This window comes from Granulicella sp. S156 (assembly GCF_009766105.1).
GTDB lineage: Bacteria > Acidobacteriota > Terriglobia > Terriglobales > Acidobacteriaceae > Granulicella.
On sequence record NZ_LMUH01000022.1, the window covers coordinates 228,974 to 241,499 of the forward strand.

At 59.5% G+C, this 12,526-nt stretch carries 8 protein-coding genes; 1 reads left to right on the forward strand and 7 read right to left on the reverse strand.

All coding sequences use genetic code 11. The features are described 5' to 3' along the window. Positions 1-15: 15 nt before the first annotated feature. On the reverse strand, positions 16-4,161 hold the full coding sequence (locus GSQ91_RS16640; protein WP_158822882.1) for a hypothetical protein: 4,146 nt from the start codon (positions 4,159-4,161) through the stop codon (positions 16-18). Positions 4,162-4,474: 313 nt separating this feature from the next. Between GSQ91_RS16640 and GSQ91_RS16645 the strand changes: the two genes are divergently transcribed. Next, a complete protein-coding gene (locus GSQ91_RS16645; RefSeq protein WP_158822883.1) occupies positions 4,475-5,017 on the forward strand; it encodes a hypothetical protein in 543 nt (180 codons plus the stop codon). A gap of 144 nt (positions 5,018-5,161) precedes the next feature. On the opposite strand, the gene GSQ91_RS16650 is transcribed toward GSQ91_RS16645, so the two are convergent. The 6 genes from GSQ91_RS16650 to nadA form a co-directional block, all read right to left on the reverse strand. Beyond that, positions 5,162-6,211 (reverse strand): adenosine deaminase, encoded by a 1,050-nt coding sequence (locus GSQ91_RS16650; protein ID WP_254064649.1) that lies wholly within the window; start codon positions 6,209-6,211, stop codon positions 5,162-5,164. A gap of 95 nt (positions 6,212-6,306) precedes the next feature. Then, positions 6,307-7,143 carry a GNAT family N-acetyltransferase gene (locus GSQ91_RS16655; RefSeq protein ID WP_158822885.1) on the reverse strand — a complete coding sequence of 279 codons (837 nt, stop codon included), beginning with the start codon at positions 7,141-7,143 and terminating at the stop codon, positions 6,307-6,309. A 457-nt stretch (positions 7,144-7,600) separates the two neighbouring features. Further along, complete coding sequence (locus GSQ91_RS16660; protein ID WP_158822886.1) at positions 7,601-8,740, reverse strand: cysteine desulfurase family protein; 1,140 nt, start codon at positions 8,738-8,740, stop codon at positions 7,601-7,603. A gap of 46 nt (positions 8,741-8,786) precedes the next feature. Further along, complete coding sequence (nadC, locus tag GSQ91_RS16665) at positions 8,787-9,650, reverse strand: carboxylating nicotinate-nucleotide diphosphorylase (protein WP_158822887.1); 864 nt, start codon at positions 9,648-9,650, stop codon at positions 8,787-8,789. After that, positions 9,647-11,179: an L-aspartate oxidase gene (nadB, locus tag GSQ91_RS16670; RefSeq protein WP_158822888.1), complete on the reverse strand. Its 1,533-nt coding sequence runs from the start codon at positions 11,177-11,179 to the stop codon at positions 9,647-9,649. The genes nadC and nadB overlap by 4 nt, the downstream gene beginning before the upstream one ends. Beyond that, positions 11,176-12,486: a quinolinate synthase NadA gene (gene nadA / locus GSQ91_RS16675; RefSeq protein WP_158822889.1), complete on the reverse strand. Its 1,311-nt coding sequence runs from the start codon at positions 12,484-12,486 to the stop codon at positions 11,176-11,178. The genes nadB and nadA overlap by 4 nt, the downstream gene beginning before the upstream one ends. Positions 12,487-12,526 lie beyond the last annotated feature (40 nt).

Sequence of the window (12,526 nt, forward strand, 5' to 3'; positions counted from 1 at the left end):
TCCTGCTTCTCGAGCTTAGGGCCGTGTTCCGAGCTTGTTGTTGGTGGTGCCGGTGACGGTGGGCGTCACAACCGGAGCGGCCCCGCCGATGATCTTGGTCACAGAGTTATTGCCGCTGTTGGGTATCCATACCGAACCTGAGTTGTCGATAATGATGCCTCTCGGTGTGCTGATACTTCCGCCCTGGTATCCGGTAGTTGGTGTCACCGCCGTGCCGGTTGCGCTGAGGACGCTGACGGAGTTGTTGCCGTTGGCGACCCAGACCTGGCCCAGGCCATCGACGGCCAGGGACGTCGGAGTATTGACGCCTGCTGCCGCGTTGCCGGATACCGTGACCGCCGTGCCGGTGCTCGTGAACTCCTTGACGACACTGGTTCCATTGGCGACTGCCCAGACATCGCCGGCGTTGTCGTAGGTCACTGCGCCGAGGGTGCCGATAGTGCCCGCCGTGCCTGCGGTCGTGACCAGCGTTCCGGCCTCGGAGAGGTGGGCGACCGTGCCGTTCGCGTTGATGACCCAGAGCGAGCCATCGACCGTAAGCATCGCGGAAGCCGATACACCCGTTCCACCGTTCGACGAGCTGGGTGCGCCGGTGTTATTGACATAGATTCCAGCCGCCGTGGCGATGATATCCAGGGAAAGAGTGCAGTTGGCGCCTGCCGCGACACTCGCTCCAATCAGGGTGATGAAATTACTCCCGGCCGCAGCGGTCACTGTACCGCCGCAGGTGTTGACCACCCCAGCCGGAGTAGAGATGACCAGTCCGGTTGGAAACACATCCACAACGCTGACCCCTGTGAGAGCGACTGTGGGGTTAGGATTCGTGAACTGGAAGGACAAGACCACGTTCTGGTTGAGAATCGTCGTGTTGGGAGTGTAGGCCTCAAGTAGCGTTGGCGGACCGACGACTATAGTCGAATCGGTTCCGGAGTTGGCAACAGCTCCGCCTCCGCTTACGGCAACACTATTGGTATACACACCGGCATCCGTGCTGCTAACGCTGACCGTGAGAGTGATCGCAGGCAGTGAGGAGCTGGTTGCGAGCGCGGTGCTGTTGGTGCAGGTTAGGGTTGCCAGAGTGCAACTCCATCCTGTGCCGCTGATAGCCGTCGCGGTAAAGCCGCTGGGCAGTGTATCCACCACCGTCACCGTACCCACGGTCGATGAGTTGCCACTGTTGGCTACAGATAGGGTGTAGGTATTGCCGGTCGAGCCCGCAATAAAATTGCCGGTGTGGGTGCTGGTGACCGCCAGGATCGGGGCGGTCACGGTAAAGGTCTTCGAAACACTGGTGCCATCCACTGTAACCTTCGCAGTACCAGAGGCGCTTGCTGTCGCAGTCGTCACGATCGCGGCGTTGGAGTTGAGCGCGGTCGCAGAAGAGTTCGTCGTGCTGGAGCCCTGCACAATGGTGAGGGTTGCAGGAACGTTCAAATAGGCTGCGTCCTGCGCCGTCGAATAGACGGTGGAATTCGAGTCCTGCCCCAGACTGCCGGTTGCAGTGATAGTCGTGCCGGCTGTGGGCGTGGTGCTGTTGAGCGACAGCGTCAGGGTGGTGTAGGGCGATACGGTCAGCGTTCCCGACGTAACGCCTGCAATATCGCAGCCTGTACCCGTAGCCGCGCCGTTGCAGCCCCACCAGTTATCCGTGGCATTCACGGTGGGACCGGGGGTGACGCCGCCGATATCCCCAACACCAAGGCCCGAATGTGTGCTGTTGGTGTTGCCGTGAATGCGCGAGTAGTGCATATTCAAGATATTGCCGGGAGCATCCGCACCTACCACGATCCCTCCGCCATCGGTCGTGGCACTGTTGTTGGTAAATGTTCCGGAGGTAATAGTGGCAGTCTGGCCATCGGGGTCCACAAACAGGCCGCCCCCCGAGTCGGAGGTATTGCCCGTAAACGACGAGGACGTGACGAGCAATCCCAAACCGCCCCAGACGCCGCCGCCCTCGTCTGTCGCCTGATTACCAGAGATCACGCTTCCGTTGATGATCGCCGACTGTACGCTGGAGCCAGGCAGGAGATAGAGCCCGCCGCCCTCACAAATGTTAAGCCCATCACCATCTGCAGGGTTCACGGACTGAAGGGCCTTGTTATTGGAGATGGTTGTAGCGTTCAGAATCACCGCGGGAAAATCAGATTCAACCTCGATAGCGCCGCCCGCTTCAGGCGTGGAGTTCCCGGTCACCGTGGAACTATCCAGTTCGATTGTGCCGTTGCCTCCCCCGCCTGTGTTGAATCCCACAATCGCCCCGCCCGGCCCCCACAAAATGGTGCTGTTCTGGAACGTGGAGTTGGTGATTGTGAGATAACCGCCGCCAAAGGAATCCCAATCCATGACGCCGCCAAAATTCTCATAGGCGCCGACGGGAGTTGCGAGGAAGTTGTTAACGTTCTTTCCGTTCTGTAGCGTGACGCCGGATATAAAGGTGTCGAAGATTGCCTGGCTAACCAGAAGGCCATTGTTGACGGAAAATATCCTGTCGTTCTGTTTGCCATCGATAATCGTGCTCCCGACCCCCGCGCCAACGATGTTCACCGGCCCGGTGATCTCGATGTGGAAGGTAAGATCGGGGTCGCCGGGATCAAGAGGGGAGGAGACATAGTTGTAGCTGGTGCTGTCAGTCAAAGGATAGGTACCGGCTGGCACGATTACCTTGTCGATCTTGCCGGCGCTGATATTCGTTGCCGAATCGTTATTAGACAGATCGATAGCATCGCGCAGCGAGCAGGTAGGCCCCGCCGTCGTGCAGCGGCCTGCTGTGGCGAGGTTATCGAAGGTATCGGCGGTAGCATTTACCGTATACGTCTTATTGACCGTAGGCACCGGTGGAGCGACGTTCGGTTCTGCCGTGCCATCGGCGATCACGACGCCCTGCCGAGCATCGGGACTCACTCGCACGGCAACAGCCGCCTTTACAGCGTTGCTCGTGGAGTCGAAGGTGACAGCGGGTGTCGTCTTCACGGTGGCGCTGGACGTATCGATGGCATGGCGCACGGTAACGTATTGCGAGCCGGAGAGTACGAGAAGGTCGTCGCCGCCACTGCCGCTCAAGCGGGCGCGCAGCATGAGCGGCGACGTGCCGCCGGAGCCCACGCTGTTCACAGTCTCCACCTCTGCCCAGCCAAGCCCGGAGGGGCTGGGTGGTGTGAACCCTTTGGAATGGCTGTGCCGAGACGTAACAATCTCAGCCTGCGTAAGAGCGCGGCTGTTGACACCGGGACGCGCCAGAACATGCAGCGTCGCAGCAGAGTCGAGCACGGCCAACTGCACATAGGGACGGCGGTCGTATACGAACGATCCGGCACTGATCGCAGCAGCGTTGCTCACCGGCAGGGTCTCGAACGTTGCCGTACCCGCTGCGATCGAAGGGCCATCGGCCAACAGCAGTTGGCCACCAGCGATGACAACGAGGTCCGGGGTCATATGGCCATTGACCGCTACCGCTTCAACGGCACTGGCAGACGCCGGCAAGGCCAACGAGGCATGCACGGTTCCGTCCTTGGCCATTACCTGCAAGGAGCAACCTGCCGCACCGCCGCATACGCCGGCGACGATAAAGCTGGGTCCATCGGCTGTACGCAAGGTATTCAGGGCGGTAATGGTTCCCTGCACCGGCAGAGCCTGCGGCTGAGAGAACCCGCCATTACCGTCGCCGAAGAGAACGTAGGCAGAGTTGCCGCCACGGGCCGCGACTACGACATCGACCGTACCATTGCCATCGATGTCGGCGGCCTTCAGGAAGTCGGGCTGTACGGGCAGTTCGGTGACCTCTGCGTCCTGGGCAAAGGGGCTCACCAGTTCGCCGCGCTGCATAGCTGCCCAGTCGGAGGACGATGGAGCGATTGCCGCCGACGATCCGCGCTGGAGTGTGAACGCGCCTCCGCCAGAGGTTGAATAGCCCGTGATGAGGTCCGGGTTTCCGTCGCCGTCAACGTACGCCACCGCCAAGGAGATGCCGCTGCGCGATGCCGCGAGCTTTGCAAGCAGGGCTTTGCTCCCGCCGCTCAGGGTCTGCGGCAGCGTGCGCTGAGCGCTGCTGTGCGCCGAGCTGTATTGCACCTGCTGTGCGCCGGCGGCGCTTATCGAGAAGGAAAATAACCCTGAGATCGCAAGACTGAGAGACACAAAACGGGGCATCGAGACGGAGAACATGGGCACTCCAGACACAACAAAAAGTCGGGTCAAACACGACCACGGGCCCGGATGGAAGAAGAGACGCCGATTCATCCCCCGATCAAAGGGACAGCCAGAGTTCCCAGAAGGGCAGAACTATGGCAACACTTCTTCCACAAAACTTTGTCAACCTAGATTCGAAAGCAACTTTACTCTGGGATATTGATTTCAGCAAGCAATAAAGCGGGGATTAATGAGAATTTATATGCCTTGTTCTTTTTTAAGGAGTAACTACGGCGATTGCGAGTAGGATTGAAAAACTTTCCAAGCTGTTCGTTTTTAGAGGTGTCCGATGTCTAGCCGTCGTCATTTCCTTGCAGCTACTGCTGCGACTATTACCCTTGCTGCGCTGCCTAAATCGCTATTCGCCGAACGTCTGGGCGGGGATGTCTTCACCAATGCCAGTCTCGGCGCCTATGCCCAGGGACTTCTGACACAAGCCACTTTTGAAAAACACATAGGTTCCGTCTTTACCGCATTTCTGGAGGACGATGCAGTGGGATATCTGACTCTGCAGAAGGTTGTTGCACAGCCGGCAGGCACAAGTGCGTTGTCGAACGCGTCCAGCCAACTCCGGCTGCCTGGCACCTCCGCGACGGTGCAGCAGCAGGTAACCAGCTTCCATCTCACCTTCGGCACGAAAGCCGTCTTCACCCAGGACACCTATCTACTCGATCACGGCATCCTCGGGCGGTTCGCCGCGTTCCTCGTTCCCGGAGATTCCGTGAAAGGTAATGGGAGTTGCGGTGCGACGTTTAGCTATCTTGAAAGCGCCGTGGCTCCGACGACGAAGCTTCCGGTCTCGTTGCATATGAGCGTTGGCACGTTTAATTAGCTGGGCCGGGTTTATGGCGTGTCGTCAAACGGCTATCGAAGTTAAAGACAGAGCCGTGCAAATAAGTTCCTGTGACAAGCTCCGGAAGAGCCCGGCGTCAAAGGCCGTTACGAAACTCACCAGTGCTTCAGTCCCATAGGCTTGTCAATCAGTCCCGACAAGCCTATGGGACTGATTGCTCGCCCAGAAAGTATCGAGATGATGATTGACCGCTACCACGGCCCTCTGAATCTCTTCCGGCGGCGCAAAAGAGCCCAGAAAACTGTTGCGCGCAAGGGCGGCAAGGTCCTCAGGCGATAGATTCAGAGCCTTCGAACACGCAAGCAGGTTCTCATTGACGTAACCCCCGAAGTACGGTGGATCGTCAGAGTGGACGCTCACTCGCAGCCCGCGATCCAACATCTTCTTAAGCGGATGAACCTCGAGCGACGGAAATCCCTTCAGACGGAGGTTGGAGAGCGGGCAAACCGTGAGGGGCATCTGGTTCGCGGCAAGTCGATCCATCAACTCTTCATCGCCGTGCGCAGTAACCCCGTGGTCAATCCTATCGATGGGCAGCATATCCAGAGCCTCCCGAATATATGCCGGTGGGCCTTCTTCACCCGCATGAACCGTGGTCTTATATCCCAACGCTTTGGCCTTGAGATAGAACGGCCTGAATCGACCCGGTGGATAACCGACCTCGGGACCACCCATGCCGATACCGGCGACCTGCTCCGCCCATGGCGCAATAGCGTCGAGCACCTGCAGCGCGTCCTCAACGGACCTGTGGCGATGCACACTGACGACATAACCGGCGCTGATGCCTGTAGTGGAGTGAGCATCCTTGATAGCGCCAAGTATGCCGCCCATGATCGCCTCGAGCGGGATGCCCCGCTCCGTGAAGCTCTGCGGGCCGAGAAAGATCTCCGCACGCCAGACGCCTTGCTCACTTGCTTTCGTCAAGTAGGCGGCGGTCACATCATAGAAATCCTGCTCGGTTACGAAGACCCGGCAGCCCTCGAAGTAAAGCGCAAGAAAGTCTTCCAGATTGGCAAATTCGTAGGCAGCGCGGAGCGCCTCGATAGATGGCCACCGCAACGAGATTCCGTTACGCTCCGCCAAAGAGAACAGCATCTCAGGTTCGAGGGAACCTTCGAGATGCATGTGTAGTTCTGCCTTCGGCAACCTTTGAATGAACTGTTCAATGTTCATCTCCACCTCCATCGATTCATTCCTACAAGGATATAGCCGTCTGATGTGCGAGAGCCCCTCGCGCAGCAACGCATTGACGGCACTAGAGGAGGTCCTTACACACGAGGCGTCATTCGATTGAAGATGGCTTCGTACTTCATACCGCCGGCATCGCACGCAATCGGAACCAGAAAGATGCTCATGTCTTCGCCGTCCAGCGGCGTAAGATCGGCGCAGGCAGTGGGCAGAGCTGGACTCACAGGCCCACGAAAGTAGATGACAAAGCTGTCCCCCACATCGACTGCCGGACCTCCTATTGGCGCCTGCATGGCCTTCACATCGTCCACGGCTAGATCGACCGCAACGCCCTCCAGACCGCGCGCCTTCACGGTGCGGCCAATCCATGTGCGGAAGTAGGCCCCGGTATATCCCTGTTCGACGTTCTCCGCCATCTCCGTTACAAGATGTGACTCGAGGTTTGCCACCTCGTCGATCGCTCCCGGCTCGCGGAGCTCCATCGTCACATAGATCCCGTCCCCGCCGGTGCGGACAAACCCCTGCCGAGCATAGAGCCGTTCAGCCGGGTTGCCGAAACGCACAGAAAGACGCAGCGGCAGCCCTGCCTGTAGGGCCCGAACGCGGAGGCCCTGGAGGAGCTGAGTTCCACGGCCCTGTCCTCGATAGGCCGCCAGGAACGCTATATCCACCAAATGAATTCCGTTCGCGCTTTCGTCGACCAACATGCGACCGATCCGCGTCTTCCCGCTCCAGAGAATCCGGTCTACAGCCTGCGGGAACTGCGCCGCATACCCGCTCTGCTGCGCACGAAACTGCATCCCCAGCAGCTGCTCAAGCGCCAGCTGCGGAAGCCCCAGGGGAGCGAACTCCACGGAGCGGATCTCGTTGAATAGTTCAGAGAGAAACCCCTGGTCCTCAGGTGTCGCCAGCTTCAAGACAGTATCCATAACCTTATGAATGTAACCCGACTTTCAAGGAGTAGCCTCTGTATTTTGCAGGGGTTGGGTCTCCAGCGATGAAGGAATCGACCCATCTTGCGGCTACAGAGTTCATCGTCAAACATCTGTAACCTGCTGATACTAGATATTTATTTAACACAGACAACAACCACCGCACTCCATCCGACATCGTACAAGTATGAAAAAATTTGCGCTCGGCCTACTGCTTCTGCTTTTCCTTGCACCGTTGGCAGTTCCAGCGGGTGCTCAAGTGGTGATTGCTGTTGGACATCGGCATCACCGTCATTACCGGCATCATTATCATCATCATTACGATCGCCGCTAGAAGCTTCGGGAAGATAACAGGGCCATCAAGGGAAACGCATGGGAATCCCCATGCGTTTCCTGATGAATAAAAGAAGGAATTTCGATCGCTACGCTCTGCGGGCTTCGCTCATGCTCTTCGCGTGAGAGCCTGAATCGCGTCACGTATGGTTCGCGCCACCTTGTTTAGCTCTTCCGCTGTCGTGCCTTCGCTCAAAGTAAATCTCACCGCAGTCTGAGCCACCTCGGGGGCCAGCCCCATCGCCAGAAGCACGTGCGAGGGACGATCCGCGCCCGCTGCACAGGCCGATCCGCTGGAACAGATGATCTCGTGCTGTTCAAGATAGAGCAACACAGCCTCACCACTCGTTCCTGGAAAGCAGAAAGATGCGCTGCCCGGCAGACGCTGTATGGGATCACCGGTAAGGATCGCAGTCGGAACGGCGGTGAGCACGGCAGCGATGAAATCATCGCGAAGCTGGCTGAGACGCTGCGCGCTCTCAGGGCGCGAGGCTTCCGCCAGCTGAAGTGCCTTGGCCAGTGCCACTGCTCCGGCGACGCTCTCGGTTCCCGATCGGCGGCCGCGCTCCTGTCCTCCGCCATGCAGTACCGGCTCAATCGTCAAACGGCCCCGCAGATACAACAGACCGGTTCCCTTGGGCGCCCCGAACTTGTGACCGGAGAGACTAAGGGCATCCACACCGAGCTTGCCAATATTCAGGTCGAGAGCTCCGGCCGCCTGCACCGCATCCGTATGCAGAGGAACCCCCGCGGCATGAGCTATCTCCGCTAGTTCGCGGATCGGCTGAATGGCGCCCACTTCATTGTTGGCCAGCATGATGGAACATAGTGTGGTGTCAGGACGAATCGCCGCAGTCGCTTGATCCAGGGAGATAAGTCCGTGGCGATCGACGGGAAGATAGGTGATCTCAAAGCCGTGATGACGATGCAGGTAGTCACACGATTCGAGCACGGCTTCATGCTCGATGGCGGAGGTTACGATGTGACGGCCACGTGGAGCAGCCAGCGCGATGCCTTTGATCGCAAGGTTGTCGGCCTCTGTGCCACCGGAGGTAAAGATGATCTCACTGGCGCGGCAACCGAGTATCTGAGCAATGGTGGCGCGTGCCTCTTTTAGCGCCTGGGCCGCGGCTTCGCCAAGTGAGTGATGGCTGGAGGGGTTACCAAACTCCGCGGTCATGTAGGGCCACATCGCCTCAAGCACTTCACGGCGGACCGCCGTTGTCGCTGCTGAGTCGAGGTAGATCACGAGGGTGTGCTCCTGTTCGTTCGAGGATAACGGGGCAGCCGTACGTTTAGGCGGATGCCTCAATCTCGATATCCAGGCCGAGATCCAACGCTCGCACACTATGCGTGAGCGCGCCTACCGAGATAATGTCGACGCCCGTGCGGGCGATTTCGCCTACTGTGGTGAGATTGACGTTGCCACTGGCTTCCACCAGCGCACGGCCGGCGACGAGGGCGACTCCCTGCCGCAGTTCCTCGAGCGAGAAGTTGTCGAGCATGATCGTGTCGACACCAGCGGCGAGCACAGGCTCGATCTGATCGATGCGGTCTACTTCCACCTCAAAGTGGACCGTGTGCGGAAGCTTGGCACGTGCTTCGCGCAGGGCCGCAGTGACACCGAGCTTGCTGCTCGCTGTAAGCACTGCAAGATGGTTGTCCTTCACCATGACAGCGTCGGAGAGCGAGAAGCGGTGATTCGACCCTCCGCCGCAACGCACGGCGTAGCGCTCCAGCGCGCGGAGGCCCGGCGTGGTCTTGCGGGTGTCGACGATGCGGGCACGCGTTCCTGCGATCTCCGCTACATACTTTGCAGTCAGCGTGGCAATGCCGGACATCCGCTGGATAAAGTTCAGCGCGATGCGTTCCGCCTGCAGCACAGAGCGAGCCGAGCCGGTGACGGTGGCGAGGGTCTCGCCTGCGCTGAAGGATGCGCCGTCTTCGACAGGAAAGATCGTCGAGGTCTTCGCGTCGGTCGTCGACATCACTGTCGCGAAGACTTTGGCTCCACAGAAGATACCCGGCTCGCGCGCGACCAGATGGGCCGTGGCCGTTGCGGTCTCCGGGATAAAGTTCTGCGACGTGAGGTCGCCCCATGGGGCATCTTCGGCCAAGGCCATCTTTACGACCTGATCGATAAGACTCTGGGGAATCATCGCGCGCTTCCCTCTCTGCGAAAGTACTGGTGGTGGTGAAAGTTCGGCGAGGTTTCAGGGAAGTCGTTGCGCCAGTGAGCGCCGCGCGACTCCTGCCGCATACTCGCCGCCGCAACCATGACACGGGACAGATCGAGCAGGTTCGCGGTCTCATAGTCGCTCGCCGTCGTACCGTTAGGTTTCCAGAGACACAGTTGCTTCGCAGCACGCAGAAGCACGCTCTCTTCGCGATAGATGCCTACGGCCTCCCACATCAGTGTCTGCAACGCCTTGCGGTCTACCGGTGTCGCTGAGCCGACTTCCTGTTGCAGCGGAAGCACTGTGGCTTCATCGGTGAAGACGGGCCATGCCTTGCCACTGAAATCGTCATTCGACAGAAGGCTGGCGCAGCGCCATGCGAAGACGAGGCTTTCGAGCAGTGAGTTCGAGGCTAGACGATTAGCGCCGTGGACTCCGGTGCAGGCGACTTCGCCAACAGCAAACAAGCCCGGCAGCGAGGTGCGTCCCCATTCGTCGGTGCGTACGCCGCCCATCCAGTAGTGCGCTGCGGGCGTGACGGGAACAGGCTGACTCGCCCAGTCGAAGCCGTAAGTGCGGCAGGCTGCGTCGATGGTTGGAAAGCGCTCTTTGAGAAAGTCAGCACCTAACGCAGAGGCGTCCAGAAAGACAGGAGCTCCGTTCTGTGCTGCCATCTGCTCCGCGATACTGCGTGCGACGACATCGCGCGGTGCGAGCTCTGCACCGGGATGCACTGCCTTCATGAAACGATGGCCCTCGGCATCGAGCAGCACAGCGCCGTCGCCACGCAGCGCCTCGGAGATGAGAAAGTTGCCCGGCACGGCCAGCGTCGTCGGATGAAACTGATAGAATTCCAGGTCTGCAAGCTCAGCTCCGGCACGAAGCGCGATAGCGATTCCATCGCCGGTGGCGACGGCTGGGTTGGTCGTATGCAGATAGAGTTGACCTGCTCCGCCGCTGGCCAGGATCACGGCATCGGCACTCAGGGAACGAGGATTGCCGGTCGCATCCAGGATCTCTACGCCAACGACTCGGCCATCGTGCAGGATGAGGTCTTTGACAAAGGTGTGTTCCAGGATCGTGATGTTTCCAGTTGCGCGGATCGTGTGAACCAGCGCCGACTCGATGGCAAAGCCCGTAGCGTCTCCGCCTGCGTGCAACACGCGTGGACGCGAGTGGGCTGCTTCGAGTCCGCGCGCAAGCTCTCCATTGTGCTGGTCGAACGCAACGCCGAGACGGATCAGATCGCGAACACGCGCTGGGCCTTCGGAGCAAAGCACCTCGACCACAGATTTGGAACTGAGACCCGCACCAGCGCGTAGTGTATCGGCGACGTGCTCGGCGACGCTGTCGTCCTCAAAGAGAGCCGCAGCGATACCACCTTGCGCGTAGCGCGTGTTGCTCTCGCTCAGCTCCGCCTTGGTGATCAGAGTGACTGCATATTTGCGGCTTGTTTCGATGGCTGCAATCAGACCCGCGATACCACTTCCTACAACAATGACTTCGCTCACTGGACGATTCTCGCAACAGGTGCTGGGGAAACATCGAGCATGCGCTGCAACGCCACACGCGCCGGCACGGTGATTGCAGCAGGCACCGCGATGCGGTTGAGCACTTCACCGCGCTCGAAGGACTCCAGTACCCAGGCCAGATACGCAGGATGAATGCGATACATCGTGGAGCAGGGACAGATCACCGGATCGAGACAGAAGATGGTGTGCTGCGGATATTGATTAGCCAGCCGCTGCACCAGGTTGATCTCAGTGCCAATGGCGAAGGTTGTGCCTGCGGGTGCGGCAGCAACGGCCTTCGCTATGTAGTCCGTGGAACCGGACTCATCCGCCGCATCGACTACCTCCATGGAGCACTCGGGATGAACGATCACTCGAACCCCGGGATGCTGAACACGAGCAGCTTCGATCTGTTCCACCGAGAACCGCTTGTGGACAGAACAGAACCCGTGCCACAGAATGACCTGCGCCGAGGCGAGGGCGTCCGGAGTGTTGCCTCCAAGCTGCTTGCGAGGGTCCCACATCGGCATCTGCTCCAGGGAAATGCCCATCGCCTTCGCCGTATTGCGGCCGAGGTGCTGGTCGGGAAAGAACAGCACGCGCTGGCCCCGCTCAAACGCCCACTTCAGTACAGCAGCGGCGTTCGACGAGGTGCACACGATGCCGCCACGCTCTCCGCAGAAGGCCTTCAACGCCGCGGACGAGTTCATGTAGGTAACGGGAATAACCGGCACACGGCCGCTGGCATCGGGAGCGGTGCCGTAGATCTCTTCCAGCTGCTCCCAGCATTCGCTGACGGAATCGATGTCGGCCATATCGGCCATCGAACATCCTGCGGCGAGGTTGGGGAGAATCACGGATTGCTTGGGGCCGGAGAGCATGTCGGCGGTCTCCGCCATGAAGTGCACACCGCAGAAGATGATGGCCTCAGCCGCGGGGCGCGATGTGGCAGCGCGCGCAAGCTGGAAGGAGTCGCCAACGAAGTCCGCGTACTGGACGACTTCATCGCGCTGATAGAAGTGGCCGAGGATCACGACGCGATCCCCCAGCGAGTGCTTCGCCGCGCGAATGCGCAGGTCGAGTTCCGCATCGCTGGCCATGCGGTATTCCTTGGGGATCTGTCCCTGGCGGGGAGTGGCGGCAGGAATAAAATCTTCCATCGAGGCTCCCGGGCCGTACTCAGGAGTCTGGGTGTCAAAGAGCCACGGTGGACTCGCAAGCTTGGAACTGCAGGTCGTTGCGGCGGATGACTCCCCGCGATCTTCCTGGATCTGTATCAACTCGATGGTGCTGTTTACCGATGACAATGAAAACTCCTTCGTGCAACGCACCGAGGCCGGGTATTGG